Annotated in this window: 29 protein-coding genes; 16 read left to right on the top strand and 13 right to left on the bottom strand. The window is 72.3% G+C overall.

Going from position 1 to position 25,697, the window contains the following annotated elements; genetic code table 11:
• The first annotated feature begins 4 nt into the window (after window positions 1-4).
• Together ACZ7CF_RS08310 and ACZ7CF_RS08315 are read left to right on the top strand one after the other, a co-directional pair.
• Entirely contained in the window at window positions 5-688 is a 684-nt protein-coding gene (locus tag ACZ7CF_RS08310; protein ID WP_360394619.1) for an aspartate/glutamate racemase family protein, read from the top strand.
• A gap of 78 nt (window positions 689-766) precedes the next feature.
• Window positions 767-1,519, top strand: coding sequence for an SDR family NAD(P)-dependent oxidoreductase (locus ACZ7CF_RS08315; protein ID WP_470369245.1), 753 nt, complete (start codon window positions 767-769; stop codon window positions 1,517-1,519).
• Between the two features lie 41 nt (window positions 1,520-1,560).
• Here ACZ7CF_RS08315 and ACZ7CF_RS08320 read toward each other — a convergent pair whose 3' ends face one another.
• The 4 genes from ACZ7CF_RS08320 to ACZ7CF_RS08335 all read right to left on the bottom strand — a co-directional run bounded on the left by ACZ7CF_RS08320 (window position 1,561) and on the right by ACZ7CF_RS08335 (window position 4,437).
• The gene (locus ACZ7CF_RS08320) at window positions 1,561-1,974 is read right to left on the bottom strand and encodes a YciI family protein (protein ID WP_360394859.1); all 414 of its coding nucleotides are present in this window, start codon (window positions 1,972-1,974) and stop codon (window positions 1,561-1,563) included.
• 5 nt (window positions 1,975-1,979) lie between these two features.
• Window positions 1,980-2,378: a VOC family protein gene (locus ACZ7CF_RS08325; protein WP_360394613.1), complete on the bottom strand. Its 399-nt coding sequence runs from the start codon at window positions 2,376-2,378 to the stop codon at window positions 1,980-1,982.
• Between the two features lie 109 nt (window positions 2,379-2,487).
• Window positions 2,488-3,174, bottom strand: a complete 687-nt coding sequence (locus ACZ7CF_RS08330) for an RraA family protein (protein WP_360394610.1) — start codon at window positions 3,172-3,174, stop codon at window positions 2,488-2,490.
• A gap of 78 nt (window positions 3,175-3,252) precedes the next feature.
• Complete coding sequence (locus ACZ7CF_RS08335) at window positions 3,253-4,437, bottom strand: MFS transporter (protein WP_470369246.1); 1,185 nt, start codon at window positions 4,435-4,437, stop codon at window positions 3,253-3,255.
• 74 nt (window positions 4,438-4,511) lie between these two features.
• Between ACZ7CF_RS08335 and ACZ7CF_RS08340 the strand changes: the two genes are divergently transcribed.
• On the top strand, window positions 4,512-5,249 hold the full coding sequence (locus ACZ7CF_RS08340; protein WP_458432276.1) for a DeoR/GlpR family DNA-binding transcription regulator: 738 nt from the start codon (window positions 4,512-4,514) through the stop codon (window positions 5,247-5,249).
• Window positions 5,246-5,782: an HAD family hydrolase gene (locus ACZ7CF_RS08345; RefSeq protein WP_458432275.1), complete on the top strand. Its 537-nt coding sequence runs from the start codon at window positions 5,246-5,248 to the stop codon at window positions 5,780-5,782. The genes ACZ7CF_RS08340 and ACZ7CF_RS08345 overlap by 4 nt, the downstream gene beginning before the upstream one ends.
• A 43-nt stretch (window positions 5,783-5,825) precedes the next feature.
• Here the strand turns inward: ACZ7CF_RS08345 and ACZ7CF_RS08350 are convergent, their stop codons facing one another.
• Entirely contained in the window at window positions 5,826-8,345 is a 2,520-nt protein-coding gene (locus ACZ7CF_RS08350) for a CHAT domain-containing protein (protein ID WP_470369247.1), read from the bottom strand.
• A gap of 81 nt (window positions 8,346-8,426) precedes the next feature.
• On the opposite strand from ACZ7CF_RS08350, the gene ACZ7CF_RS08355 reads away from it, so the two are divergent.
• A complete protein-coding gene (locus ACZ7CF_RS08355) occupies window positions 8,427-9,200 on the top strand; it encodes a S8 family peptidase (protein ID WP_470369248.1) in 774 nt (257 codons plus the stop codon).
• Here ACZ7CF_RS08355 and ACZ7CF_RS08360 read toward each other — a convergent pair.
• Together ACZ7CF_RS08360 and ACZ7CF_RS08365 are read right to left on the bottom strand one after the other, a co-directional pair.
• Complete coding sequence (locus ACZ7CF_RS08360) at window positions 9,197-9,613, bottom strand: hypothetical protein (RefSeq protein WP_360394592.1); 417 nt, start codon at window positions 9,611-9,613, stop codon at window positions 9,197-9,199. The two genes, ACZ7CF_RS08355 and ACZ7CF_RS08360, sit on opposite strands and share 4 nt — an antisense overlap.
• Entirely contained in the window at window positions 9,610-10,161 is a 552-nt protein-coding gene (locus ACZ7CF_RS08365) for an RNA polymerase sigma factor (RefSeq protein ID WP_470369249.1), read from the bottom strand. Before ACZ7CF_RS08365 ends, ACZ7CF_RS08360 begins: the two co-directional genes overlap by 4 nt.
• 376 nt (window positions 10,162-10,537) lie before the next feature.
• Between ACZ7CF_RS08365 and ACZ7CF_RS08370 the strand changes: the two genes are divergently transcribed.
• Window positions 10,538-10,714: a hypothetical protein gene (locus tag ACZ7CF_RS08370; RefSeq protein WP_458432271.1), complete on the top strand. Its 177-nt coding sequence runs from the start codon at window positions 10,538-10,540 to the stop codon at window positions 10,712-10,714.
• A 10-nt stretch (window positions 10,715-10,724) separates the two neighbouring features.
• Here the strand turns inward: ACZ7CF_RS08370 and ACZ7CF_RS08375 are convergent, their stop codons facing one another.
• Window positions 10,725-11,216: an FBP domain-containing protein gene (locus tag ACZ7CF_RS08375; protein ID WP_470369250.1), complete on the bottom strand. Its 492-nt coding sequence runs from the start codon at window positions 11,214-11,216 to the stop codon at window positions 10,725-10,727.
• 66 nt (window positions 11,217-11,282) lie between these two features.
• Here ACZ7CF_RS08375 and ACZ7CF_RS08380 point away from each other — a divergent pair, with 66 nt between their 5' ends.
• The 7 genes from ACZ7CF_RS08380 to ACZ7CF_RS08410 all read left to right on the top strand — a co-directional run bounded on the left by ACZ7CF_RS08380 (window position 11,283) and on the right by ACZ7CF_RS08410 (window position 17,416).
• Window positions 11,283-11,849, top strand: a complete 567-nt coding sequence (locus ACZ7CF_RS08380) for a TetR/AcrR family transcriptional regulator (RefSeq protein WP_360394580.1) — start codon at window positions 11,283-11,285, stop codon at window positions 11,847-11,849.
• 33 nt (window positions 11,850-11,882) lie between these two features.
• Complete coding sequence (locus ACZ7CF_RS08385) at window positions 11,883-13,118, top strand: epoxide hydrolase family protein (RefSeq protein WP_470369251.1); 1,236 nt, start codon at window positions 11,883-11,885, stop codon at window positions 13,116-13,118.
• A gap of 372 nt (window positions 13,119-13,490) precedes the next feature.
• Window positions 13,491-14,489 carry a hypothetical protein gene (locus tag ACZ7CF_RS08390; protein ID WP_470369252.1) on the top strand — a complete coding sequence of 333 codons (999 nt, stop codon included), beginning with the start codon at window positions 13,491-13,493 and terminating at the stop codon, window positions 14,487-14,489.
• A 230-nt stretch (window positions 14,490-14,719) separates the two neighbouring features.
• Window positions 14,720-15,505, top strand: a complete 786-nt coding sequence (locus ACZ7CF_RS08395) for a pentapeptide repeat-containing protein (RefSeq protein WP_360394571.1) — start codon at window positions 14,720-14,722, stop codon at window positions 15,503-15,505.
• Between the two features lie 30 nt (window positions 15,506-15,535).
• Window positions 15,536-16,087, top strand: coding sequence for a TetR/AcrR family transcriptional regulator (locus tag ACZ7CF_RS08400; RefSeq protein WP_470369253.1), 552 nt, complete (start codon window positions 15,536-15,538; stop codon window positions 16,085-16,087).
• A gap of 47 nt (window positions 16,088-16,134) precedes the next feature.
• On the top strand, window positions 16,135-16,593 hold the full coding sequence (locus ACZ7CF_RS08405) for a hypothetical protein (protein ID WP_360394565.1): 459 nt from the start codon (window positions 16,135-16,137) through the stop codon (window positions 16,591-16,593).
• 58 nt (window positions 16,594-16,651) lie between these two features.
• Entirely contained in the window at window positions 16,652-17,416 is a 765-nt protein-coding gene (locus ACZ7CF_RS08410; RefSeq protein WP_470369254.1) for an alpha/beta fold hydrolase, read from the top strand.
• A gap of 86 nt (window positions 17,417-17,502) precedes the next feature.
• Here the strand turns inward: ACZ7CF_RS08410 and ACZ7CF_RS08415 are convergent, their stop codons facing one another.
• Window positions 17,503-18,042: a TetR/AcrR family transcriptional regulator gene (locus ACZ7CF_RS08415; protein WP_470369255.1), complete on the bottom strand. Its 540-nt coding sequence runs from the start codon at window positions 18,040-18,042 to the stop codon at window positions 17,503-17,505.
• 90 nt (window positions 18,043-18,132) lie between these two features.
• Here ACZ7CF_RS08415 and ACZ7CF_RS08420 point away from each other — a divergent pair, with 90 nt between their 5' ends.
• Entirely contained in the window at window positions 18,133-19,344 is a 1,212-nt protein-coding gene (locus tag ACZ7CF_RS08420; RefSeq protein ID WP_470369256.1) for an FAD-dependent monooxygenase, read from the top strand.
• A 21-nt stretch (window positions 19,345-19,365) separates the two neighbouring features.
• Here the strand turns inward: ACZ7CF_RS08420 and ACZ7CF_RS08425 are convergent, their stop codons facing one another.
• A complete protein-coding gene (locus ACZ7CF_RS08425; protein ID WP_470369257.1) occupies window positions 19,366-21,024 on the bottom strand; it encodes a M14 family metallopeptidase in 1,659 nt (552 codons plus the stop codon).
• A gap of 180 nt (window positions 21,025-21,204) precedes the next feature.
• The gene (locus ACZ7CF_RS08430; protein WP_470369258.1) at window positions 21,205-21,789 is read right to left on the bottom strand and encodes a DinB family protein; all 585 of its coding nucleotides are present in this window, start codon (window positions 21,787-21,789) and stop codon (window positions 21,205-21,207) included.
• Between the two features lie 182 nt (window positions 21,790-21,971).
• Between ACZ7CF_RS08430 and ACZ7CF_RS08435 the strand changes: the two genes are divergently transcribed.
• Both ACZ7CF_RS08435 and ACZ7CF_RS08440 read left to right on the top strand, forming a co-directional pair.
• Entirely contained in the window at window positions 21,972-22,898 is a 927-nt protein-coding gene (locus ACZ7CF_RS08435) for a helix-turn-helix transcriptional regulator (protein WP_470369341.1), read from the top strand.
• On the top strand, window positions 22,891-23,466 hold the full coding sequence (locus tag ACZ7CF_RS08440; protein WP_470369259.1) for a pyridoxamine 5'-phosphate oxidase family protein: 576 nt from the start codon (window positions 22,891-22,893) through the stop codon (window positions 23,464-23,466). The genes ACZ7CF_RS08435 and ACZ7CF_RS08440 overlap by 8 nt, the downstream gene beginning before the upstream one ends.
• Here ACZ7CF_RS08440 and ACZ7CF_RS08445 read toward each other — a convergent pair.
• Window positions 23,463-24,752 carry a M20/M25/M40 family metallo-hydrolase gene (locus ACZ7CF_RS08445; protein WP_470369260.1) on the bottom strand — a complete coding sequence of 430 codons (1,290 nt, stop codon included), beginning with the start codon at window positions 24,750-24,752 and terminating at the stop codon, window positions 23,463-23,465. The two genes, ACZ7CF_RS08440 and ACZ7CF_RS08445, sit on opposite strands and share 4 nt — an antisense overlap.
• A gap of 87 nt (window positions 24,753-24,839) precedes the next feature.
• Window positions 24,840-25,667 carry a M55 family metallopeptidase gene (locus tag ACZ7CF_RS08450; RefSeq protein ID WP_470369261.1) on the bottom strand — a complete coding sequence of 276 codons (828 nt, stop codon included), beginning with the start codon at window positions 25,665-25,667 and terminating at the stop codon, window positions 24,840-24,842.
• Between the last annotated feature and the right edge of the window lie 30 nt (window positions 25,668-25,697).

Below are 25,697 nucleotides of genomic sequence, written 5' to 3' on the forward strand. Positions count from 1 at the left end.
CGGCATGTTGACCATCGGGATGCTCGGCGGCATGAGCTGGGAGAGCAGCGCGGAGTACTACCGGCTCGCCAACACCGTCGTGCGCGAACGGCTGGGCGGCCTGCACTCGGCCAAGGTCGTGCTGCACTCCGTCGACTTCGCCGAGATCGAACGCATGCAGGTCGAGGCCAGGTGGGACGACGCGGCGAAGGCACTGGCCGACGCCGCGCGGCTCGTGCAGGCCGGCGGCGCGGACTTCCTGCTCATCTGCACCAACACCATGCACAAGGTGTTCGACGAGGTCCAGGCCGCCGTCGACATCCCGGTGGTCCACCTCGGCGACACCACCGCCACCGCCATCACGCAGGCCGGGCTCACCACCGTCGGGCTGCTCGGCACCGGGTTCACCATGGACCAGCCGTTCTACCGCGAACGCCTGGAGCAGCACGGCCTCACGGTGCTGCTGCCCAGCCCGCAGGACCGCGCGACCGTGCACCGGATCATCTACGACGAGCTGTGCCTGGGTGTGGTGAAGGACGAGTCGCGGCGCGCCTACCAGGACGTGATCGGCCGGTTCGAGGGCGCGCAGGGCGTGATCCTCGGCTGCACCGAGATCGAGCTGCTGATCAGCCAGCACGATGTGCCGCTGCCGGTGTTCCCCACGACCCGGCTGCACGTCGAAGCCGCCGTCGCACGCGCGCTGGCCTGAGCCGCTGCTCATCTGGTGAAGCCGCACCGGCCGTGAAACCCGGTTGCGGACGGGACCGGCCTCGCGCAGGTTGACCACATGCAGTCACGTGTCGCGCTGGTCACCGGCGCTGGATCGGGAATCGGCGCCGGTATCGCGCAGGAGCTGGCCGAGCTGGGTCACCGGGTCGCCGTGGTGGACCGCGACGTCGAGGGCGCCCGCGCGGTCGCCGGCCGGATCGCCGAGGCGGGTGGGCAGGCGGTCGCGGTGGAGTGCGACGTCAGCGACCCGGCCTCGGTGGACGCGGCGGTGGCCGAGGTCGTCGCGGCGTTCGGGCCGGTGGAGATCCTGGTCAACAACGCCGGGTTCGCGCGGGACAACCACCCGCTGGACATGCCCCTGGAGGACTGGGACGCGGTGCAGGGCACGGTCCTGCGCGGCGCGTTCCTGATGCTCAAGGCCACCGCGCCGGCGATGCGGGACGCCGGGTGGGGGCGGATCGTCACCATCTCCAGCATCGCCGCGATCGTGCAGGGCGAGCGGATCAACTACGTCGCCGCGAAGGCCGGTGTCGAGGGGCTGACCCGTAGTGCCGCGCTCGACCTCGCGCCGCACGGCATCACCGTCAACGCCGTCGGTCCCGGCACCGTGCGGACCGGCATGACGGAGGTCAGCGCCGCGCGGGCCGGGCGCACCGTGGACGAACACCTCGAAGTGGTGCGCAGGTCGATCCCGGTCGGGCGGATCGGCACACCGCACGACATCGCGCGTGCGGTGCTGTTCTTCGCCGCCGAGGACGCCGACTTCGTGACCGGCCAGGTCCTCTACGTCAGCGGCTACCCGCACGGCTGATCCCGGTGGGGTCGGGCCTGAGCGGTCCGACCCCGTCCCGGTCACTGCTTGTAGGGCGCCAGGGTGTCCTGGTCGACGTCGGGGGCGCCCATGATCGGGTGCACCTCGATCGGCTGGTTCAGGACCTTCCCGCCGGGGCCGGGGCACGCCGAGGCCTTCTGGCAGATCTCCAGCAGCCGCTCGCGGCTGTCCACGTCGACCACCCAGTAGCCGGCGATGACCTCCTTGGACTCGGCGAACGGCCCGTCGACCACGTTCGGCACGCCGTCCTCGCCGCCGCGCACCACGAACGCCCGCGCGGGCCCGCTGAGCCCCTCGGACTGCAGCAGCTCACCGGTGGCGCGCAGCTCGGCGTCCAGGTCGCGCATGTACCCGATCATCCGGTGCATGTCCTCGTCGGTCCACGCGGCGAGCCCCTCCCAGTCCTCCTGGGCGCCGCCGTAGCTGACCAGCATGTACTTCACTTCCACTCCCCACCGGTCGCGCGGGCCCTGATCTCCTGCACGGCCCAGCTGTTGCCGTCCGGGTCGTCGAAGAACACGAACGACCCGCCGTCCTTCTCGTTCATCCGCACGATCTCGCTGACCTCGACCCCGCGCTCGACGAGCTGCGCGCGAGCCTTCTCCAGGTCGGAGACCACGAGCTGGACGCCCTTGAGCGTGCCGGGCTCGCCCTTCACGATCCCCTTGCCGATCACCACCGAGCAGCCGGAGCCGGGTGGCGTGAGCTGCATGATGCGCGTGTTCTCGTCGAACGTCGTGTCGTGGTCGACGACGAACCCGAGCTGTTCTGCGTAGAAGTGCTTCGCCCGGTCCAGGTCCGACACCGGTACGACGACGACCTCGAGGGTCCAGTCCATCTCTGCGCTTCCTCTCCGCGGCTGGCGTTGTCACCGGTCCGTCGAAGGGCTCAGGACCTTTTCGACACGGGGTCGCGACCCGCATACCGGAGCTGCGCGATCGCGGTCCTCACTCCTCGACTGCGCCGCCGATCTCGCGCAGGTGCTCGCGGAACGTGAGCCCGCTCGCGAGGTACTCGTCGAACCGCAGCTGGCTGCGCAGGGACTCACCCTGCCGCACGCGCTGCGCCTGCGCCCGTTCGACGTCGCGGATGCCCCGCGCCTTGGCGATCACGGTCTCGACCTGGTCGGCGGGCACGAACAGCACGCCGTCGTCGTCGCCGAACACGACATCGCCGCTGGTAACGGTCCACTGGTCGACCTGGGCGGTCGACAGCGCCTCCGGTGCCCGGTCGCGCAGGCTCAGCGGCCCCGTCGGGTTCGCGCCGAGGCTGAACACCGGCAGCCCGATCGCGCGGATGTCCGAGGTGTCGCGGTGCAGGCCCCAGACCACCAGGCCGCGCAGCTGCGCGGCCTGGGCCTCCAGCACGACCATGTCGCCGATGCACGCCTCGTCGGTGCGGCCGTCGTTGTCGACGACGAGCACGTCACCGGGTGCGCTGCGCTCGACGGCTTCGAGGAAGACGTCCACGCTGCCGGCGTGGCGGGCGGGCAGGACGCGGCCGGCGACCCTGCTGCCGGGGACGACCGGGGCGAGGGTGGCGGTGCGGACCGGGACGCCGGTGCGGATGCAGGCGTCGGCCAGGTGCGCGGTGGTCAGGTCCAGCGCGGCGAGGTCCAGTTCGGGGAGATCCATGCGGGACAGTGAATCACCTGCGAGCGCTGCGGCACGCCGGAAAGATCGAGGCCTTTCCGGCGTGCCGCACTCGTTCCGTCAGTGCACGGGGTCGGCGGTGCGTTCGACCTCGGTGGCCGCGGGCCTGAGCACACCGGCCGCGAACGCCGTGACCACGCAGAACAGCACCGGCAGCACGAACGCGACGTTGAGCGGCATCAGGTGCGTGAGCCAGCCGATCACCGCGGGCCCGGCGAGCACGCCGATGTAGCCCAGGCCCGCCACCCGCGACATGTTCACCGCCGCGGAGCTCGGGTCGCTGTGCCCGGCCGCGCTGAACAGCTGCGGCACCGTGCCGGACAACCCGGCGCCGGCCACCGCCCAGCCCGCGATCGCCAGGCCGGTCCACGGTGCGAACGCCGCCAGCAGCAACCCGGCCGCCGCGATCACCGCACCCCAGCGCAGCACCGCCATCGGCCCGATCTTCGCGGTGACCCGGTCCGCCAGCAGCCGCCCGACGGTCATGGTGGTCGCGAAGGCGCCGTAGGCGAGCGCGGCGATCTGCGGTTCGGCGCCCAGGACGTCCTGCAGGTGCAGCACGCTCCAGTCGTTGGCGACGCCCTCGCTGAGCATCACCATGAACGCGAGCCCCGCCATGACCCAGATCCGCAGCGGCACCTTCTTCTTCGTCCTGGGCTGGTCCTCGTCGCCTTCGTGCGGGACGGTCGTCGCGCCGTGCGACAACGCCGGTGCCGTGACGAGGCTGACCACCACGCCGACGACGGCGACCACCGCGAGCGTCGTGGCCGGCGAGAGCTCCCAGCTCAGCGTGCGCGCGCCGACCAGGGAGGCGGCGACACCGCCCAGCGACCAGGTCGCGTGGAAGGCCGACATCACCGGGCGCGCGTACTCGCGTTCGACGACGACCGCGTGCCCGTTCATCGCCATGTCCAGCACGCCGTTGCCGAACCCGAACGCCAGCAACGCCGCGGCGAGCGCCAGCTCACCGGTGGAGAGTCCCGGCAGCACGACGGCCGCGCTGCACAGCACGCCCGCGAGCGGGGTGACGGTGCGTGCGCCGAACCGGTCGGTCAGCCAGCCGCCGGCCCGCATGCCGATGAACGCGCCGAGCCCGAGGACCAGCAGCAACCGGCCGAGCTCCGCGTGGTCGATGCCGACCCGGCGCTCGACCGTGGGGATGTGCACGATCCACATGCCGAGCAGGAAGCCGTTGAGGGCGAAGTACGTGAAGGTGGCCACCCGCGCGGCCCTGAGAGCGTTCACATGCTTCACGCTAACGAACAATCCGCGTGTTTGAAAGTTTGAACTTCGAACACAGCTGGTGTTCAATCGCGAGTGTGTCCCGACTGAGGCAGATCACCGAGGCCGTGCGCGACGCCGGCTCCCTCGGTGTGGCGGAGCTCGCGTCGCTGACCGGCGCGTCCGAGATGACGATCCGCCGCGACCTGGAGGTGCTCGCCGCGCAAGGCGTGCTGGAGCGCTACCGCGGTGGTGCGCGCAGCCTGCTGCTGCGCGGGTCTGAACCACCGTACGCACTGCGTTCGGAGGAGGCGCTGGACGCCAAGCGCCGCATCGCCGGGGTCGTCGCGGGCCTGCTCTCCGACGGCGAGTCGGTCGTGCTCGACAGCGGCACCACGTGCGTGGAGGTCGCCCACGTGCTGCATGCGCGCCGTCTGACCGTGATGCCGCTGTCGCTGCACGCAGTGAACGCGCTGGTGGGCGGCCCGTCGCTGACGTTGCTGATCCCCGGCGGCACACCGCGCGCGGGGGAGCTGGCGCTGACCGGACCGCTGACCCTGCAGTCGCTGCAGTCGCTGCGCTTCGACACGGCGGTCATCGGCTGCTGCGGCCTCTCCGCCGAGCAGGGCCTGACCGCGTTCGACCTGGACGACGCCGCGGTCAAGCGCGCGGCGATCTCGTCGGCCCGGCGCGTGATCGCCGCGGCCGACGCCTCGAAGCTGACGCGCACCGCGCTGGCGTTCGTGGCACCGGTGTCCGCCCTGGACGCCGTGGTGACCGATGCGGACGGCGACGACGGGTTGACGGCGGCGGGCGTGGCGGTGGTGACGGCGTGATCGTGCTGTTCGACATGTTCGGGGTGATCGCCCGCGACCAGTCCCGGGCGGTGATGGACACCATGAGCACCGACCCGGCGTTCTGGCAGGCCTATTGGGCGCACCGCCCCGCCTACGACCGCGGCGACGTGACCGCCGCCGAGTACTGGCGGCGCGTCGGGTACCCGCCGATGGTCGAGCAGGACGTGGCGAGCTGGACCGAGGTCGACGACGAGATGGTCGCCCTGCTCGGCGCACTGCACGCCGCGGGCAGGCGCATCGCGTTGCTGTCGAACATCCCCGAGGACCACGCCCGCGACTTCGAACGCCGCTACCCGTGGCTCGACCTGTTCGAGCTGCGGGCGTTCTCCTGCCGCATCGGACACGCGAAACCGTCGATCGAGGCGTTCGAGTGGTGCCGGGAACGCCTCGGCGACGACGAGATCCTGTTCGTGGACGACCGGCTGGAGAACGTCGAGGCGGCGCGGCGGGCCGGGATGCGCGGGCACCACTTCACGGGCATCGACGGGCTGCGGGCGGTTCTCCACGCGTGATCGCACGGGGACCTGAGCGCACCGCACTCGTCGGACCGTTTTGTCAGGGCAGAGACGCGCCGTAGCACTGGAACACTGCCTCGGTCCAGGTGCGCTGCGCCTTCGCCAACGCCTCCGCCGGGGCACGGCCGGCCGCCAGCTCCCGGTGGTAGCGCAGCATCAGCGCCTTGCTGGTGTCGTCGGGCACCGACACCGCCGAGGCGATGAGGGTCCTGGTGCCCAGCGCCAGCAGTGCCGCGGCGAGGCCGAGCAGCTCGTCACCCGGACGGATGCCCGAGTTGCCCGCCTCGCACGCGGACAGGATCACCTGCCGCGGCGGCCGGTGCAGTCCTTCGAGGTCGTAGACGGTGAGCGGACCGTCGGCGAGGGTGAGCGTCGAGAACAGCGGGTTGTCCGCGCGGAACCGGCCGTGCGCGGCGATGTGCGCGAGCTCGGCGCCGTCGAGGGCGTGCAGCAGGTTCGCCGTGGTCGCCCTCCTGCCGGTGAACCGCTCGGCGTGCGGGTAGCGGCGCTTCAGGGCTTCGACCTCGGCCACGGCGTGGCGCAGGCCCGGTCCGGCGGCCAGCACCGTGCGCCCGGTGACGTGGTCGGACTCCGCGGCCCTGAGCCACAGCGCCGCGGACGGCGCGACGGTCACCGCCCGGCCCCGGCAGCTGGGCAGCGCGGGCCACGGAAGTGCGTGCAACGCACCGGTCGGCACGATGACCAGCGGTTTCCTCGTCGCGGGCAGGAGCCGGTCGAGGCGGTCGGCGGCCTGGCCGAGGCGTTCCTCGATGGCCTTGCGGGTGCGGTCGGAGCCGATGCGGTGCGCGAGGTGGTTGATGCCGAACCGCAGCGCCTGCACCTCCCGTGCGGCGGCCTCGGCCGGACCTGCGTCGAGCAACCGGACCCTGCCGCGGTCGAGGACGACCGCGTGCAGCCGCCCGTCGGACTCGACGTACTCGACCAGCACATGCTCGCCCAGCGCCGTGCTGAGCCGGGTGCGCGACGGCGGCGGGTCGGCGGCGCGGATGCCGGTCGCGTGCCGGGCCCGTGCCCTGATCGCCTGCTCCAGCTCGGCCTGCCGGCGCAGGTCCCCGGCGGCCATGACCTGCCGCAGCTCCGCGAGGTCGTCGGCCAGCCGGTCGTCGTCGGGCGGCCGCACCGGGCGCACGCGCAACGCCCCCGCCCGCCACCGCTCCGCCCACCCGAACACCGCGGCGGGACGGCCGCCGGCCAGGGCCAGCCGCGTGCCGGTGGCGACCAGCTCGCCCGCCAGCCCGGACGCGTGCGCCCGCAGCTCCGTCGCGCCCAGACCGTTGCGGAACGCCGCCAGCACGTCGACCCCGGACCGCAGCGCCGCCTCGGCACCCTTCACGTCACCGTCGGCGAGCCGCAGCAGGGCCGTCGCGTGCCAGGCCCGTGCGCGCAGCTCCGCCGGACCGGTGCGGGAGGCCGCGGCGACGGCGGTCAGCTCCGCGCGCGCCACCGCCCGGTGCCGCGGTGCCTGCAGGGCCAGCCGCGCCACGATCAGCCGCGCGTCGAGCGCCGCGACCACCCAGCCCTCACCGGCCAGCGCCTCGACGACCCGGCGCGCGGACCGCAGCGACGCCGACCCCCGCTCCCACCGCGCCCGCAACGCCAGGTACCCGGCGAACGCCGCCCACGCGGGCCGCCCCTGCCGCCGCGCCGACCGCCCCGCCGACACCGCCGAGGCCAGTGCCGCGACCGGGTCCCCCGCCACCAGCTCCACCCGCGCCAGCACCAGCCGTGCCTGCACCACGTCCACGAAGTTGCGCTGCCGGGTGAACGCCGCCACCGCCGCCGCGGCCGCCGACCGGGCCTCCGCGACCAGCCGCACCGACAGCAACGCCTCGGCCCGCTCGATCGGCAGCAGCCCGGGGTCCCGCCCGGCCGCCGCGTACCGGGCCGCCGCCTCGTCGAACGCGGCCAGCGCCGCCGGCACGTCGCCGCGCGCCTCGAACGCCACCCCGCGGTTGTGGAACACCATCGCGGTCCGCCCGGTGTGACCGGCGGCGACGTACAGCGACTCGGCCAGGTCGAGGTCCTCCGCCGCACCCCGCCAGTCCCGCCGGTGCGCGCGCAGCAGGCCCCGGTTGTTGCGGATCGTCGCCTCCAGCAGCGGGTCACCTGGGTTCGCGGCCAGCGCCGCAGCGAACCCGTCGGCGGCCTCGGCGAACCGGCCGATCTCGGTGAGCACCAGCGCCCGCTGCATCAGCAGCCGCGCCGCGGTCACCCCGTCCACCTGCTCGGGCACGTCGGCCAGCGCCCGCAACGCCTCCGCCGTGCGCCCGGTCAGCGTCAGCACGTACCCCAGCGACCCCCGCGCCTGCGCGGCCCGCACCACCAGCCCCGCCGCCGTCGCGACCGACACGGCCGCGCGCAGGTGCCGTTCGGCCTCGTCGAGCCGCCCCACCGCCGAGGCCGCCATGCCCAGGGCGTGCAGCGCCACCGACTCGGTCTCCGCGTCCGTCCTGCCACGTACGGATTCGGCCAGGCGGCGGGCACGCGCCGGTGAGGTGTAGGCGAGGTCCTTCGCCTGCTCCGCACGGACGAGCGTCATAGGCGGTGTGTATCAGCTATCCGTTGCCGCGGCATCAAGCTTCGGACATGCTCATCCGGACGCAGGAGGGGAGTGGACACCATGGGCGGCAGAGACCCGCACGCCTACGGCCTCGCCCAGGCGGTCAGCACCATCACCAGGGTGCCGCTGCCGGCGGCGGACGCCGCACTGAAGATCGGCGTGGTCGACACCGACTACGCACCGCACCCGTGGCTCGACGGTCACGTCGAGGTCGACGACGACCACGTCGAGGCGGCGGGCTCCGGGCACGGCACGTTCGTCGCCGGGGTGGTCCTCGACCACGCGAAGACCGCCACGGTCGTCCTGCGCCGCGCCCTGGTCGAGGGACCCGACGACGACACCCAGGTCGTGGCCGCGCTGGAGAACCTGAACCGGCCCGACATCAAGCTGATCAACCTGTCGTTCGGCGGCAGCCTCTCCGAACAGGGCACCCCCGAGGGTCTGCGGGCCGCGCTCGACGCACTGGCCGGTGACGTCGTGGTCGTCGCAGCGGTGCCCAACAACGCCTCACCGCTGCGCAACTACCCGGCCGCCGACGCGGGCGTCCTCTCGGTCGGCGCGACCACGGCGAGCGGGGAGATCGCCGAGTTCAGCGCCTGCGGCCGGTGGATCACGGTCTTCACCCGCGGTGAGGACGTGCACGGCCCGTTCGAGAAGGGGTTCGCGACGTGGTCGGGCACCTCGTTCGCGGCCGCCGCGGTGACCGGGCGGATCGGGGCGCTGATGGAGAGCGGCCTGACCGCCACGGCCGCGCGGGACGTGCTGCTCGGCCAGTGCGAGACCCGGCACGCGTGGGGCGTCAACGGCCCGTTCGACGTGCGGGTCCTGCTCTAGAAGCGCGCCCACTGGGTCACCACGACGGTGCCGTCCGTGGCGGTCACCCGCACCCTGACCAGCCCGGACGGCACGTCCGTGACCGTGAACCAGCCGTCGACGACCGGGGTGGAACGCCGTGACCGCGGTGTCTCCACCACCACCTCGCCCACCGCGCCGGTGACGAGCCCGCGCACGGTGTCGCCGCTGATCTCCAGGTTCAGCGTCACCCGCTCGGACTCGAACGCCAGCAGCAACGGCCCGTCGTCACCGCGCACCAGCGCCGCCTCGTTCTCCACGAGCACCGCCAGCTCCTCGTCGAGCGCCCGCAGCGCCAGTGCCGCGCTCGCGTCGCGCAGCACCCCGGCCGGCACCGGGTCGAACCGGTCCGCCGCCGCCCGCAGCTCGGCCAGGAAGTCGTCGTCCTCGCTCATGACCGCTCCTCCAGCACCGGCTCGCCGCTGACGAGCGCCCTGAGCCGGTTCAGGCACCGCTGCCGGATCGGCCCGATGCTGCCCACCGGCATGTCCAACGCGGCCGCGACCTCGGCGTACGCGGGCGGCGGTGACGCCATGAGCACGCGCAACAGCCGCCGGCACCGGTCCGGCAGCCCCTCGAACACCCGCCACAGCGCCGCGTCCCGCTCACCGACGAGCAGCGCGTGGTCCACCGGCGGCGCGGGGTCGGCGGAGTCGTCGATCTCGGCCGGCTCCGGCAACCGCCCCGACCGCCGGATCAGCTGCAGGCACTCGTGCCGCGCCGTGGTGGCGAGCCACCCCGCCAGCCGCTCAGGCTCCGCGATGCGGTCGAGGTGCTCCACCAGCTTGATCCAGGTGCACTGCACGGCGTCGGCGGCGTCGGCGTCGCTGAGCCGGTGGGCGCGGGCGACCGACCACAGCAGCCCGCTGAACTGCCTGACCAGGGCATCCCACGCCGTCTGGTCACCACGCGCGGCCGCGGCCAGCGCCGCCGGTACGTCCATGCCCACATGATGCCGCCCGCACCCGCCCAGATTCGCCTTCCGCGCACCGGGTTCGCCGTGCGGGCGGTGCGGGTCGCCCGGTCGGTGGAACGTTTCCCGTTGATTAGCCGCCGATGCCCGAACGTGAAAAATCCCGGACCGATACAACGGTGGTGCCGGCGTTCGTCGGGGGCGCCGGCAGCCATCGACCGGGGGGCCGGTGGTGCGGGCTGGGGGCGGGCGGGGCGTGGCTGGGAGTCACGTCCCGCCCGGCCCGCCGCGCGAATGTGCCGTGCGCTTTCCTGCCGGAACGGAACCTGTTCGCCCGTTGCGCACCCACAACCGCTCGCGCGGGTGCATCCTGTGTCCTACAGCACAACCCTGAGGACTGATGACGATGACGAGTGCGACCGCGTCCTCCCGCCACGGCTGGGAGTCGGACCTGGAGCGCTACCGCGACCGGGCGGTCAGCGTGCTCGAGGCGCACCTGCCCGCGACCTCCGGCTGCACCGAGTGCGGCGACCCGTGGCCGTGCGCCCGCGCGTGCACCGCCGAGCTCGTGCTGGAGCTGTAGACGGCGGTCCCTAGGAGCTGACGCGCGCGAAGAACGCCGCCACGTTCCCCAGCAGCCGGTCGACCTTGTCCTCCAGCGCCAGTGACTCGTGGATCCGCCCGCCGAACCCGGCGTCCTTGCGTCCCCGCAGGTACAGCGAGCAGTCCAGGTCCGCGCACAGGTAGACGCCGACCGAGTTGCCCAGCTGTCCCGCCTTGCCGGCCTTGCGCGCGGTCATCAGCGACACGCCGTCACCGGAGTGCGTGGTCAGGCACCACGAGCACATCGACTTGCGCGGCAGCCCGGACTGGGCGGCCCGCCGCAGCGCCACGCCCGTGAACCGGTCTCCGAGCTCGGTGACGACGTAGGAGCGGTCGGGTGCCGCAGGGTCGCGCCAGCCGAGGAAGTCCAGGTCGTCCCACGGGCGGTCGGCGAGATCGCGGGGCACGTGCATGCGCTTGGCCTCGCCCTTGGTGGAATTGACGAAGGACGCGCGGATGTCGTGTTCGGTCAGCGGCTTCATGACCTCGACGGTAGGTTTACCTAGAGGTACTAGGCAAATGATTAAGAGCCCTAGGAAGGGTGGTGCATGGCACGCGCGGGGATCACCGCCGACCGCCTCACGCAGGCGGCGGCGGAGCTGGCCGACCAGGTCGGCTTCGACAACGTGACGGTGTCCGCGCTCGCCCGCCACTTCGGCGTGAAGGACGCCTCGCTGTACTCGCACATCCGCAACGCCCACGACCTGCGCACCCGCGTCGCCGTCCAGTCGCTGGCCGAACTCGCCGACCGCGTCGCCGCCGAACTGGCCGGCCGCTCCGGCAAGCAGGCGCTGCGCGCGTTCGCCGACGCCTACCGCGGCTACGCCAAACAGCACCCCGGCCGGTACGCGGCCACGCGGATCGCACTGGACCCGGACACGGCGGCCACCGGCGCGGCCGAGCGGCACACCGAGCTGACACGGGCGTTGCTGCGCGGCTACGACCTGTGGGAACCCGACCAGACCGACGCCGTGCGGCTGCTGCACAGCACGTTGCACGGGTACGTGTCGCTGGAGCAGGCGGGCGCCTTCCACAGCCACCCGCGCGGTGTCGAGGCGTCGTGGACCCGCGCCGTGGACGCGCTCGACTCGCTGCTGCGCGCCTGGCCCGCCTGAACCCGGCCGGCACCGGCGGGTAGAACGAAGGTCATGACCACTGGGCAGGCCTTCCCGCTGCACCCGACCCCGATCCACGTGCCCGACGAGGTCCTCGACGACCTGCGCGCCCGCCTCGCGCGGACCCGCGCGCCGCTGGACGAGGGCAACGACGACTGGTCCTACGGCGTCCCGGCCGGCTACCTCGGCGAGCTGGTCGCGTACTGGCGCGACGGCTACGACTGGCGCACGGCCGAAGCCGCCATCAACGCCCACGAACACTACGAGGTGACCGTCGCCGATGTCCCGGTGCACTTCCTGCGCGCACCCGGACGCGGCCCGGCGCCGATCCCGCTGATCCTCACCCACGGCTGGCCGTGGACGTTCTGGCACTGGTCGAAGGTCATCGGCCCGCTCGCCGACCCGGCCGCGCACGGCGGTGACCCGGCCGACGCGTTCGAGGTCATCGTGCCCTCGCTGCCCGGGTTCGGGTTCCCCGGTCCGCTCACCGGGTTCCCGGACGTCAACTTCTGGAAGGTCGCCGACCTGTGGCACGCGCTGATGACCGACGTCCTCGGACATGACCGGTACGCCGCCGGCGGGTGCGACATCGGCGGGATCGTCTCCAGCCAGCTCGGCCACAAGTACGCCGGCTCGCTGCACGGCATCCACATCGGCTCCGGCCTGCCGCTCGACTTCTTCACCGGCCCGCGCGCCTGGGACTTCGCCCGCAACCGCCCGCTGACCGACGACCAGCCCGCCGACGTCCGCGACCGCATCATCGAGATGGACCGCCGCTGGGCGACGCACCTGGCCGTGCACATGCTCGACGGCGCGACGCTGGCGCACGGGCTGAGCGACTCGCCGGCCGGGCTGCTCGCGTGGCTGCTGCAGCGGTGGACCGCGTGGAGCGACAACGGCGGCGATGTCGAGTCCGTGTTCACCAGGGACGACCTGTTGACGCACGCGACGATCTACTGGGTCACGAACTCCATCGCCACCTCGATGCGCTACTACGCCAACGCCAACCGGTACCCGTGGCAGCCCTCGCACTCCCGCACCCCGGTCGTAGAGGCCCCGGTCGGGCTCACGTTCGTCACCTACGAGAACCCGCCGGGCATCCACACCGCCGAGGAGCGGGTCGCGGCGTTCCTCGGCGGTCCGCAGGCGGCGTGGTTCAACCACGTGAACGTCAACGCCCACGAGCGTGGCGGGCACTTCATCCCGTGGGAGAACCCGCAGGCGTGGGTGAGCGATCTGCGGGCCACGTTCCGCGATCGCCGCTCTTAGGGAAGTTTGTAGGCGGTTCACAGTTTTCGCAGGGCGTTTCGAGGCTGCCGGGGGACCGGTTTCGTTGGCAGCCTCCCCGGATGCTGACCGCCGATAATGTTCACTTATCGGCGGTCAGCATCCGAACGCTCATTTGGTTTACGTTGCGTTGGATAACGTAACTGCACACGTAACCCTGCTACGATATTGCCCGTGGAGACGAGCTGTAACTTCCCGGGCTGCGAACGCCCCGTTTTCCGAGGTAGCGGCCCCGGTAGGCCCTCGGAGTACTGCGACCTGCCCGAGCACACGCGCTGGCGGGCATGGCGGGAACGGCAACGGCTCCAAGAGGCGGCCGAGAAAGGGGCGGAGCAAAACCTGGAGGTCGTCACCGTGACGAATCTCCCTAGGGTCTCCGGTACCGCCAAGATCAGGGCTGAAGAGCTCCTCGACCGCTTCCGGGTGCTATCCGAGCAGATGACGCAGACGCTGGGGCGGGCGGTCGGTGAGCTCAACGCGATGGCGGACCCGAGCGTCGCCGAGAGCCAGATCCAGGCGGCGGAGGCCGAGGCGGCTCGCCGGGTCGCGGAGGCGCAGGCCGACCTCGCGGCCGCGGAACGGCGCCGCCACGACGCTGAGCAGGCACGCAAGGCGGCCGAGGTGGTCACCGAGCAGGCGGTGCGGTCCGCGGAGGAAGCCGACGAGGCCGCGGACCGGGCGTTCACCGAGCGGGACGAGGCGCGTGAGCAGGCGCAGGCCGCGAAGGAGCGGGCCGAGGCGGAGGTCGCCGAGGTCAGGGTGCAGGCGGCGGCCGTGGTCGAGGAGATCAGGGCCGAGGCCGAGGAGAAGGTGCGGCTCGCGGGTGAGGCCGTGGAGCAGGCGAGGGCAGACGCGGTGAAGCACGCCGAGCAGGCACGGCGGCAGGCGGCGAAGGAGATCGAACAAGCCCGCGCCGAAGCCCAGGTCCGGGTGGAGCAGGCTCAGGCGGCGGCCGAGCAGGCGCAGGCAGCCGCTGACCAGGCCCGGTCGGAGGCCGCGGCACAGGTCGAGCAGATCCGGTCGGAAGCTGTGGCGCAGGTCGAGCAGGCACGCCAGGCCGCCGCGGACACCGTGAGCAAGGCGGCGATGGCACGCGATCAGGCCGTGGTGCGCGCGGAACGTGCCGAGCAGACGGCGGCCGACGCGCGCGCCGAGGTGCAACGGATGCGGGACGAGGTCGACGAACGGCTCGCGCAGGTCCGGCGGGAGAGCGGCGAGCAGGTGGCGGCGGTGCGGCAGGCGTTGGCGGCGGTGGAGGACGCGCGGGCGCAAACGCTGGCGCGTGCGGAACGAGCCGAGCGCCAGCTGGACGAGGTGATGGCCGAACTGCGAAGCCTGCGCGCGCCGAGCTGAGAACGGAGTACTCGTCGCCCAGCTCGGCGCCGTGCCGGAACCACTCGTGGGCGCCCGGCAGGTCACTGCGCTGCCGCAGCACCGCGCCCATCCCGCCCCACGCGGGCACCGGTGCCGGCGGCCTCGCGGTGGTGCGCCTCGGTGTGCACGGTCCCCTCGCATCCCGGTGTTCTGGCCGCATGGTGACCGTCGCGAGTGATGGCATTGATCTGGCCCGTATCCTGACCGCGATGGACGAGCTCAAGGCGGACTGCGCCGCCTGTTTCGGGTTGTGCTGCGTGGCGCTGCCGTTCGCGAGGTCGGCGGACTTCGCGGCCACCAAGGACGCGGGCACGCCGTGCCGCAACCTGCTGGCCGACCACCGCTGCGGAATCCACGCGAAGCTGCGCACGTCCGGCTACGCCGGCTGCACCGTGTACGACTGCTTCGGTGCGGGTCAGCGGGTGTCGCAGACGGTGTTCGGAGGTGTCGACTGGCGCACCGCCGAGCGGCAGAAGATGTTCGACGTCTTCCCCGTCGTGCGGCAGCTGCACGAACTGCTCTGGTACCTCGCCGAAGCCCAGCGGCGCGACCCGCACGACGACCTCACCGCGGCGTACGCGGAGGTCGAGGGCTGCGCCTCGGCTGATCCGGACACCGTTCTCGCGCTGGACGTCGCCGAGATCCGCGCGAAGGTCGACGTCCTGCTGCTGCGCACGAGCGAACGGCTGCGGTCGAGTGCGAAGTCCTACCGCGGCGCGGACCTGATCGGGGCCCGGCTGCGCAACAAGAAGCTGGTCGACGCGGACCTGCGTGGCGCCTACCTGATCGGCGCGGACCTCACGGGTGCCGACCTGCGCGGTGCCGACCTGATCGGGGCGGACCTGCGGGGCGCGGACGTGTCGGGTGCGGACCTGAGCACGAGCCTGTTCCTGACGCAGATGCAGGTCAACGCCGCGCGCGGCAACGCAGGGACGAAGCTCCCCGCGGTGCTCACCCGGCCTGCTCACTGGGCGGAGCCGCGGAGACGGCGGTAGTCGCCACCGCACGACGCAACAGGAACCGAGGTGAGCGTGTCGCAGCGCAGGGCCCAGCTGCTCGACGCGGCGGTCAGGGTGATCGCGCAGGACGGGGTGCGCGGGCTGCGGGTGGACAAGCTCGCCGCCGAGGCCGGGGTGTCGACGGCGTTGATCTACTACCACTTCAAGGACCGGGCCGGCATCCTGCGCGCTGCGCTGGAGCACGTGAACCACCGCGCCGCCGAGTACACCGGCACGACCGCGCGGGACCCGCGCGAGGCGTTGCGGGAGCTGCTGCTGGCCGAGCTGCAGGACGTCGACGAGGTGCGGGAGAACAGCGTCGCGTGGGGTGAGCTGCGGGCCAGCGCGGTGTTCTGCGAGGAGCTGCGCGAGCCGCTGGAGCGCACGACCGGCGCGTGGAACGCCGACGTGGCCGAGCTGGTCCGCGTGGCCGGTGGCGAGGACGCGGAGGCGGCGGCGGAGCGGCTCACCGCGCTGGTGGAGGGGCTCGGCGAACGGTGGCACAGCGGCTCGGTCAGCGTGGCGCGGGCGCGGGAGCTGGTGTCGGGGGCGATCGACCGGGAGCTCGGGGTGGAATAACACGAACGCGGCGACAGGCGCAGGGGTGGTGCGCGACCATCACGGGCGTGACCCTCCGCCACGCCTGGGTGTTGCCGGTGCTGCCCACCGCCGTCGTCGTCGCGCTCGCGGTGGTGCTCGTGCCCGTCGCACGGTCCGCTCCGGCCGGTGACGTGTGGCTGCTGGGGGTGCTGATCGCCGCCGTCGTGCTGGCGGCGGTCGTGGCGGTGGGTGCGGGGCGGTTGTCCGGAGAGCCGGTGGACCGGCCGTGGCCGCTGGCCCTGGGCACGGGTGCGGTCACCGTCCTGACGCCGTTCGCGGTGACCGGTGTGCTCGGCGAACCGGCGCCGGCGCTCCTGGTCCTGCCGTGGTTGGTGTTCGGTCTGGGCGCCGGGTACTGGCAGCTGTCGCTGTGCGAGGGAGCGCGTTCACGGTGGCTGCACGCGGGCATCGCCTTCGGCTACACGCTGGTGTTCACGGCGGTGTCGCTGGTGCTCGCGGTGCTGTCGGCGGGCCTGGTCGACTAGCACGGGGCTGCTGTCGAAAGCGGTCTGAGACCGCTGTGCGGCAGGGTAATGTCCAGCCATGCGCGCCGTCGAGATCAGACCTGGGGTCAACATCCGGTGGGTCGAGGTTCCCGGCGCCTCACCCGCTCGCGTCTACCTGCACGGTCTCGGCGCGTCCTCCGCGCCCTACTACGCGGAGGCCGTCGCGCACCCGCTGCTGGCCGGCCGCCGCAGCCTGATGCTGGACCTGCTGGGTTTCGGCATCAGCGACCGCCCCACCGGGTTCGCCTACTCGCTGGAGGGCCACGCCGACGCGCTCGCCGTGGCGCTGGCGAAGATCGGCCTGCGGCGCAGTGAGATCGTCGGGCACAGCATGGGTGGCGCGGTGGCGGTCGTGCTGGCCGCGCGGCACCCGGAGATGGTGCGTTCCCTCGTGCTCGTCGACCCCAACCTCGACCCGCTCGAGCCGTACCTCGGCGCGCTGGGCAGCCGCGGCATCGCCGCCTACGACGAGGCCGAGTTCCTCTCGCACGGCTACGAGCAGGTGCTCGCCGACGCCGGTCCCGAGTGGGCGGCGACGATGCGGCTGGCCGGGCGCGAGGCGCTGTACCGCAGCGCGGCCGGACTGGTGCGCGGCACGCACCCGACGATGCGCAGGCTGTTGCTGGAGCTGGAGATCCCCTGCGTCCTGCTGCACCCGGCCGACAGCCCACCGGCCGGTGCGCGGGAGCTGACGCAGGCCGGGGTGCAGCTGGTCGCGGTGCCCGGCACCGGGCACAACATCATGATCGACAACGTGGACGGCTTCGCGCGCGCCGTGGCGCAGCAGCGGCTGCTCGTCTGAGCAGGTTGCCAGCTGGTGGTAGTCAGCGGCGATTTGATCATGTGTTGGTGGTACTTGCAGACGCCTGGGCAGCAACGGCCGGGTGCTCAGTCGGGCAGGCCCAGCGCGTCCCACGCGGCGGCGACGGTGGCGGCGCGCAGTTCGTCCACCGGGGCGTCGGGGAACTGCATGGTGCAGTCCTGCATGCCGCCGAACGCGAGCACGGCGCGGGCCTCCTGTTCCAGCGCCGGGTGGTCGCCGAAGATCAGCCTGCTCAGGCGGGCGCGCCACGACAGCACGACGTCGATGAGGCCGAGCTCGGCGAGCGTGGTCATCTCGGTGAGCAGGAACAGCATGTCGGCGCGGTAGCGGTGGTGGAAGTCGAAGAACCCTTCCAGCAGCTCGCGCGGTGCGACGTCGGCGCGGCGTTCCATCTGTTCCAGGAAGCTCTGGCCGTCGTTGAGCAGCGGTTCGACGATGCTGCGGATCAGCTCCTCGCGTGAGGAGAAGTGGTAGTACAGCGCCGGTTTGGTGATGCCGAGGCGGTCGGCGATCTCCTGCAGGCTGGTCTGCTGCACGCCCTTGGCCGCGAAGAGCTCGCGGGCGGTCGTGAGGATGCGCTGCTTGGTGTCGGACGGTCGGGCCACGGGCGCAGCATAACTTGCTTAACGGTAGGTAAGCGGCGGTGCTAGCCTGGCACCAGCTCACTTACCGACCGTTAAGTAAGGGGGTGTGACGTGCGGGTTCTGGTTTCGGGGGCGAGCATCGCGGGTCCGGTGCTGGCGTACTGGCTCACGCGGTACGGGCACGAGGTGACGGTGGTGGAACGGTCACCGGTGCTGCGCAAGACCGGCGGGCACGCGGTCGACCTGTTCGCCCCGGCGATGGAGATCTCCGAGCGCATGGGCGTGCTGGAGCGCATCGAGTCGATGAAGACCGGCACCGAGCGGCTGACGTTCCTGCGCGAGGGCACGCGCCGGCCGATCAGCGGGGACGCGACCAAGCTGTTCGCGGCGGCGTCGGACCGGCACGTCGAGGTCATGCGCGACGACCTCAGCGAGGTCTACTACGACGCCACGCGCGCCGACGTCGAGTACGTCTTCGGCGACTCGATCACCTCCATCACCGAGGGGGACGTGACGTTCGAGGCCGGGGCACCGCGGCGGTTCGACCTGGTGATCGGCGCGGACGGGCTGCACTCGAACGTGCGGCGGCTGGTGTTCGGCGAGGTGGCGAAGCGGTTCACCGGCGCGTACCTGGCGGTGTTGTCGGTGCCGCGGGAGCTGGGCGTGCCGGGGGCGATGACCGGGCACATCGGGCCGGGGCGCAGCGCGGCGCTGTACGGGGCGCGGCACCTGGGCGACGCGCGGGCGGTGTTCCTGTTCCGCCGCGAGCGCGAGCTCGACTACCACCACCGCGACGTGGCACGGCAGAAGCAGCTGCTGCGGGAGGCGTTCACGGGCCTGCACCCGGAGGTCGACTCGTGGCTGGGGCACCTGGACGGCGAGGGGGCGTTCTACTTCGACTCGATCACCCAGCTGCGCGAGGACACGTGGTCACGCGGGCGGGTGGGGCTGGTCGGCGACGCCGCACACTGCCCCGGGCCCGCGGTCGGCGGGAGCACGAGCCTGGCGGTGCTGGGCGCGTACGTGCTGGCCGGGGAGCTCGCCGACGGCGACCACGTGGCGGGGTTCGCCCGCTACGAGCGGGAGATGCGCGGCGTGGTGCACGCGAGCCGGGAGTTCGCGCTCGGCATGGCCAGGACGCTGATCCCGCGGTCGCGGCTGGGGGTCACGGGGCTGGTGCGCGGCATGCAGGTGGCGACGTCGCTGCCGGTGTGGCTGGTGCGGCCGCTGGCCAAGCTCAACTCGAAGGGCGTGCGGCTGCACGACTCGATGGTCGTGCGCGACTACGGCCCTCAGGGCGCCGGTGTGCTGCCGGCGCACTGAGGGACCGCTTCGGTCAGCCGGTCAGAACTGCAGGCTCCACTTGTCGAGGAACCCGGTGTCCTGGGCGGCGTTGTCGTTCACCCGCAGCTGCCAGGTGCCGTTGGCGACCTCGCTGGAGGCGTTGACGGTGTAGGTGGTGTTGATGTTGTCCGTGCCGCCGCCGGAGCGGTTGTGCAGCACGTAGGCGGTGCCGTCCGGTGCGACCAGCTCGACGCGCAGGTCGCCCTGGTAGGTGTGCTTGATGTCGACGGCGACCTTGAGGGTCGACGGGGCGTTGCCCGCCACCTCCGACACCGCGATCGGGGAGTTGACCGTGGCGTTGTCCTTGATCTGGAAGTCCGTGGCGTTCTCGAAGTACTTGCCGGTCGGCGGGGGCGTGGTACCGCAGTACTGCGCCTCCTTGCCGATCGCCTCGTACGGGCAGTCCGCGCGTTCGAGCAGCTGCAGCACGGCCTCCTTGTTGCGGGAGGTCTGGGCCGGGATGACCTCGTCGGGCGGGTAGAAACCGCCGCCGCCGGCGCTGCCGGGGTACATCTCGAAGGTGTAGGCGAAGATGCCCTGCGTGCCCCACAGCCAGTCCGGGATGGACCCGTCGGTGATGTAGAGGTCGCTGGACTGCTCGGGCGTGTAGCCGTTGCTCTGCGCCATCGACTGGCCGATGGTGGCGAAGGTGTCGCGCTGGTCCTGGGTCAGGCCCGGTGCGATGTCGTCGTAGGTCCAGCCCCACGGCCACAGGATGAGCTCGCTGTAGGTGTGGAAGTCGATGGACGCGGTGATCTGCTGCTTGCCGCCGACGTTGCGGCCGCGCACGAAGTCGGCCACGACCTTGACCTCGGGCGCGGACTCCGCGCTCGGCCCGCGGTAGGTCTCACTGCCGGTGCTGCCCGACGACCCGCCGCAGCAGCCCCACTTGTAGGCCCAGTTGCGGTTGAGGTCGGTGCCGACGTTGCTGGAGCCGGCGTTGGGCTGGCGGTTCTTGCGCCACGACCGGTAGGTGCCGGTCGCGATGTCGTACTCGCCGCCGTCGGGGTTGACGTCCGGGATGATCCAGATCTCGCGGCTGTCGACGAGACCCTTGATCCGCGCGTCGGTGGCGTACTGGGTGGTGAACTGGGTGACCAGGTACAGCGCCATCTCGACGGTGAGGTGCTCACGGGCGTGCTGGTGGTGGGTGAACAGCACCTCCGGCTCGTTCTCGTCGGTGGTGACGTTGTCGCTGATCTTGAGAGCGATGATGTCGCGGTTCTCGTAGGACTTGCCGATGACCTGCTTGCTGATCAGGTTCGGATAGGCGGCGACGGCGTTGTTGATCGCCGTCGTCATCTCGGCGTAGTTGTGGTAGTTCGAGTCCGCCGCGGGGAAGTCGAACGGCCCGATGGCGGAGCTCGCTTCCAGCCGCTTGGGCAGCTCGGTGACCTCGAACCCCTGCGCGCGCAGGTTCCTGACCTCACGACCGGTCGCGGTGACCACGACGATGCCGTGTTCCTCGACCGAGTCGATCGCCGCACCGGACTTGGCGACCTTGGTGCGCTGCTCAGCGGTGCGCACCCCGCTGACCTGGTAGTTCGTCGACGTTTCGGCCTGGTCGGGGGCCGCGCCGGTGGGCACGCCGCCCATCGCGAAGCACACCGAGGCGGCGACGGTGACCCCGATCAGGGGTCTGAGATGGCTTTTTCGCATGCAGGGCAACCCTTTCGAACCACGGCAGGGACATGGCTCCGCAATGTGTAGTGCGTGTGAAGCCCCGCTGTCATCCCGCCATCCGTATGGCGCCACCTGGTGGAACGGGGCTGACCGTCAACCGAGGTGCGCGCCGCGACGGGTGCGCCGCGCGCCGCGGGCAGCGCACCCCGTCCGAGGTCAGGTGGTGCGCGCGGCGGCCTCCCTGGCGGCCTGCTCGACGCGGGCGACGTGCGCGGGCCAGTCCTGGCCGTCGGGCAGGTTCGACACGGCCGCGCGCAGGCCGGCGGTGCCGTCGAGGGTCTCGCGGACGATGTCGGCGTGGCCGCAGTGGCGGTTGGTCTCGGCGATGACGTGCACGAGCAGCAGGTGCAGGGTGACGTGCCTGCGGTCCTGCGGCCACCACGGCACGACACCGGGTGCGTCCAGGGGCAGCTCCTCGATGGAGCTGTCGGCGAACGCGGTGGCGCGGGCGTGCAGGGACAGGACGAACTCGCGGGACTCCTCGGCGGTGGCGAACATGTCCGCGTTCGGGTCGCCGTTGTCGATCCAGGGCAGGGTCTCGCCGAAGGGGCGGCCCATGCAGGCGCCGAAGTACTCCTGCTCCACGCCGGCGAGGTGCTTGACCAGGCCGAGCAGGTTGGTGCCGGTGGGGGTGAGCGGGCGGCGCACGTCGTACTCGGACAGGCCGTCGAGCTTCCACAGCAGGGCCTCGCGGGCTGCTTTGAGGTAGTGGTGCAGGTCTGCCTTGGGGTCACGGGACATGGGCGTCACCCTGCCATGATCGACAGGCGGTCTCCCGCGGGTTCGCCTGATGCGTGGTGAGGCGTTGCCGCAGGTCGTCGGGCTCGCTCCGGGGAACCTCCACGCGGACTGTGTTCACGGCTGACACACTGGGAACAATTGCGGAAAGTTTCATTCCGCGTTCGCGGGGAGGGGTGGAACTGGTGCTGGAGACGTCGGCCCGGCTGCTGAAGCTGCTGTCACTGCTGCAGTCCCCGCGCGACTGGACGGGTCCGGAGCTGGCACGGCGGTTGCAGGTGACGACCAGGACGGTGCGCAACGACGTGGACCGGCTGCGCACCCTGGGCTACCCGGTGCACGCGACACCCGGGGTGACCGGCGGGTACCGGCTGGGCGCGGGAGCGAGCCTGCCGCCGTTGCTGCTCGACGACGAGGAGGCGGTGGCGGTCGCGCTGAGCCTGAGCACGCAGGACTCCGAGACCGCGGACCGGGCGCTCAAGAAGCTGGAGCAGGTGCTGCCCTCCCGGTTGCGCCACCGGGTCTCGGCGGTGCGGGAGCACAGCACCGGCACGAGCGCGGAGCCGGACCCGGACGCGATGGTGACGATCGTCGACGCCTGCCGGGCACGGGAGCGGTTGCGGTTCGACTACGTGGCGTTCGACGGCACCGAGGACCGCCACGAGGTCGAGCCGCACCGGCTGGTGCACGCGCGGGGCCGCTGGTACCTGGTGGCCTGGGACGTGGCGCGGCAGGACTGGCGCACGTTCCGCGCCGACCGGGTGCGGCCGCGGGTGCCGGCCGGGCCGCGGTTCACGCCGCGGGAGCTGCCGGACCTGGAGACCCACCTGGCCCAGGGCCTGGCCACGGCGGCGTGGCGGTGGCGCACGACGGTGCTGGTGCACGCGCCGGCGGCGGAGATCGCGGCGAGGGTGCCGGCGGCGCTGGTGGAGGCGGTGGACGAGCGCACGTGCCGGGTGACGGCCGGGTCGGACACCCCGCAGGTGCTGGCGGTGCACCTGGGGATGCTGGACGCGGAGTTCGAGGTGGACGGTCCGCCGGAGCTGGTTCAGCACCTGGGAAAGACGGCTGACAGGTTCCGCAACGCCGTCGATACTGCCGGGCATGGGTAAGAGCTACGAGCGCATCGAGCCGCGGCTGCGGGAGTTCATCGAGGACCAGAAGGTGTTCTTCGTGGCGACGGCGCCGCTGGCCGGGGACGGTCACGTGAACCTCTCGCCCAAGGGCCGCGCGGGCACGCTGCGCGTCCTCGACGACCGGACGGTGGCGTACCTGGACTTCGGCGGCAGCCACGCCGAGACGATCGCGCACGTGCGGGAGAACGGCCGGATCACGCTGATGTGGTGCGCGTTCGACGGGCCGCCCAACATCGTGCGCGTGCACGGCCGCGGTGAGGTCGTCTTCCGCGACGACGCGCGTTTCACCGAGCTGGTCACCGGCTTCGGCGACGCCGACGGGCCGGGGCTGCGTGCGGTCGTCGTGGTGCACGCGGAGCTGGTCAGCGACACCTGCGGGTTCGCCGTGCCGTTCATGGACTACCGCTCCGAACGCACGCTGCACGCGGACTACTTCGGCCGCAAGTCCGACGAGGAGTTCCGCGAGTACACCGGCAAGAAGCCGACGAACGTCGCGAGCATCGACGGCCTGCCCGCGGTGCCGCTGCCCCTGCCGCCGCGTTAGGACATCAGGAACCGGTCGAGCACGCGGGCACCGAACTCCAGGCCCTCGACGGGAACGCGTTCGTCGACACCGTGCGCCATCGCGCGGTAGTCGTACCCCTGCGCGGGCAGCAGCAGCGGCGCGAAGCCGTAGCAGTGGATGCCCAGCTTGCTGAACGCCTTGGCGTCGGTGCCGCCGCCCAGGCAGTACGGGACGACGACGGCGGAGGGGTCCTCGTCGCGCAGCGCCTCGGCCATGGCGGTGAACCAGGGTGTGTCGACCGGTGCCTCGACCGGTGCCTGGCTGTTGATCAGCTCCCTGGTCACGCCGGGGGCGAGCAGGGAGTCGATGGTGGCGAGGACCTCCTCGACGGTGCCGGGCAGGGTGCGCACGTCGAGCTCGGCGGTGGCGGTGCCGGGGATGACGTTGACCTTGTAGCCGGCGTCGAGCACGGTCGGGGTGGTCGAGCAGCGCACGGTGTTCTCGACGAGCTTGGCAGCCGGGCCCAGGCGGGCGACGGTGGCGTCGACGTCGTCGAGGTCGACCTCGATCCCCAGTGCCTTGCCCGCGCCGACCAGGAACGCCTCCGCGGTCGGGGTGAGCACGACGGGGTGGCGGTGGGCTGCGATGCGGGCGAGGGTGGTGACCAGGGCGGTGACGGCGTTGTCGGGGTTGCGCCGCGACCCGTGCCCTGCGCGGCCGGTGGCGGTGAGCCGCATGTGGGAGGTGCCGCGCTCGGCGGTGCCGACCGGGTACAGCCGCACACCGTCGACGTCGTAGGAGAACGCCCCGGACTCGCTGATCGCGGCCTGCACCCCGGCGAAGTGGCCGGCGTGGTGCTCGACGAGCCAGTGCGCACCATGGGCGCCCAGGTCCTCCTCGTCGGCGACGAACGCGAGCACGACGTCGCGGCGGGGCCGGCGGCCCTCGGTGTGCCAGCGGTGCACCACGGCCAGCGTCATGGCGACCATGTCCTTCATGTCGACCGCGCCGCGGCCGTGGACGAACCCGTCGCGGATCTCGCCGCTGAACGGGTCGAAGCTCCACTCGGCGGGGTCGGCGGGCACCACGTCGAGGTGGGCCTGCACCAGCACCGCGGGCAGGTCGGGATCGGTGCCGGGGATGCGGGCGAGCACGTTGGTGCGCCGCGGCGCGGGTTCGAGCAGCGTCGGCACCACGCCGCTGTCGTGCAGCACGGCCGCGACGTGCTCGGCGGCCTCGCGTTCGCCCCGGGACTCACCGCCGCCGCGGTTGGTGGTGTCGAAGCGGATGAGCTGCGCACACAGCTGTGCCACGTCCAACGTCATGGGGCCACCGTAACCACAGGTGCCTCGTGAGAAGGTCACGGCACCCACGATCCGGGAGGATCGAGCGCACCGGGTGTGCGGCGGGGGTCAGCCGTAGATGCCCTCGATCGCCCCGGCGGCCACGTGCGTGACGACCTTGAACGCCTTCATCGCCTCGGTCATCGACACCGCGTCGAACCCGACCCGCCGCACCCCGACGAGCTCGACGGTCGGCACGACCGCGGCGGCGTCGGCCAGGTGGGTGGCGTCGAACTCCACCTCGACGCGATGCGCCGCCACGGCACCGTCGGCACGCCCGGCGCGTGCCATCGACAGCGTCGCCGCCTCGGTGATGCGGGAGTGGGCCACCGCGGGCGGCAGGCACACCGCGGCGTAGCGCGACACGCACTCCTTCACGGCCACGAGCTGCGCGCCGGGCGCGTAGGCGCGGGCGTCGGCGCAGGTGCGGTCGTCGCCGGTGACCATGAGCACCGGCACCCCGTGCTCGGCGGCCAGTGCGGCGTTGAGCAGGCCCTCGGAGGCCAGGACGCCGTCGAGCCACACACCGGTGACGGAGTTCTCCAGGTAGGTGTGGGCCAGCACCCCGGTGTCGCCCGCGGCGGCGTGGTAGCCCAGGAACACCACCCCGTCCACGCCCGAGTCGACGCCCTGCATCATCGACAGCGGCTTGTGGCGGCCGGTGAGCAGCCGCGCGGCCGGGTGCAGCTCCTCCAGCAGCAGGTTGCGCTGCGAGGAGTGGGCCTCGTTGACGAGCACGTCGGTCGCGCCGCCGGCGACAAGGCCCTCGACGCAGGCGTTGACGTCGCCGGTGAACAGCCGCCGGAACCGCTGCCACGGCTCGGTGCCGGGAACGACGTCACCGGTCCAGGTGACGCCGGTGGCGCCTTCCATGTCTGCCGAGATCATGATCCGCACATCTGGGTAACGTAGCGGCGGGCGGCTGGG

This window comes from Lentzea sp. NPDC036955, assembly GCF_055608005.1.

Coding starts and splice junctions, on each gene's coding strand:
- ACZ7CF_RS08370 (WP_458432271.1), top strand. CDS start 10,538: ATGACGAGTGCGACCGCGTCCTCCCGCCACGGCTGGGAGTCGGACCTG.
- ACZ7CF_RS08440 (WP_470369259.1), top strand. CDS start 22,891: ATGGGTAAGAGCTACGAGCGCATCGAGCCGCGGCTGCGGGAGTTCATC.
- ACZ7CF_RS08350 (WP_470369247.1), bottom strand. CDS start 8,345: ATGACGCTCGTCCGTGCGGAGCAGGCGAAGGACCTCGCCTACACCTCA.
- ACZ7CF_RS08445 (WP_470369260.1), bottom strand. CDS start 24,752: ATGACGTTGGACGTGGCACAGCTGTGTGCGCAGCTCATCCGCTTCGAC.
- ACZ7CF_RS08325 (WP_360394613.1), bottom strand. CDS start 2,378: ATGGACTGGACCCTCGAGGTCGTCGTCGTACCGGTGTCGGACCTGGAC.
- ACZ7CF_RS08365 (WP_470369249.1), bottom strand. CDS start 10,161: ATGGACGTACCGGCGGCGCTGGCCGCGGCCGCGCGTGGTGACCAGACG.
- ACZ7CF_RS08320 (WP_360394859.1), bottom strand. CDS start 1,974: ATGCTGGTCAGCTACGGCGGCGCCCAGGAGGACTGGGAGGGGCTCGCC.
- ACZ7CF_RS08360 (WP_360394592.1), bottom strand. CDS start 9,613: ATGAGCGAGGACGACGACTTCCTGGCCGAGCTGCGGGCGGCGGCGGAC.
- ACZ7CF_RS08385 (WP_470369251.1), top strand. CDS start 11,883: ATGACCACTGGGCAGGCCTTCCCGCTGCACCCGACCCCGATCCACGTG.
- ACZ7CF_RS08395 (WP_360394571.1), top strand. CDS start 14,720: ATGGACGAGCTCAAGGCGGACTGCGCCGCCTGTTTCGGGTTGTGCTGC.
- ACZ7CF_RS08410 (WP_470369254.1), top strand. CDS start 16,652: ATGCGCGCCGTCGAGATCAGACCTGGGGTCAACATCCGGTGGGTCGAG.
- ACZ7CF_RS08380 (WP_360394580.1), top strand. CDS start 11,283: ATGGCACGCGCGGGGATCACCGCCGACCGCCTCACGCAGGCGGCGGCG.
- ACZ7CF_RS08355 (WP_470369248.1), top strand. CDS start 8,427: ATGGGCGGCAGAGACCCGCACGCCTACGGCCTCGCCCAGGCGGTCAGC.
- ACZ7CF_RS08330 (WP_360394610.1), bottom strand. CDS start 3,174: ATGGATCTCCCCGAACTGGACCTCGCCGCGCTGGACCTGACCACCGCG.
- ACZ7CF_RS08315 (WP_470369245.1), top strand. CDS start 767: ATGCAGTCACGTGTCGCGCTGGTCACCGGCGCTGGATCGGGAATCGGC.
- ACZ7CF_RS08310 (WP_360394619.1), top strand. CDS start 5: ATGTTGACCATCGGGATGCTCGGCGGCATGAGCTGGGAGAGCAGCGCG.
- ACZ7CF_RS08375 (WP_470369250.1), bottom strand. CDS start 11,216: ATGAAGCCGCTGACCGAACACGACATCCGCGCGTCCTTCGTCAATTCC.
- ACZ7CF_RS08425 (WP_470369257.1), bottom strand. CDS start 21,024: ATGCGAAAAAGCCATCTCAGACCCCTGATCGGGGTCACCGTCGCCGCC.
- ACZ7CF_RS08430 (WP_470369258.1), bottom strand. CDS start 21,789: ATGTCCCGTGACCCCAAGGCAGACCTGCACCACTACCTCAAAGCAGCC.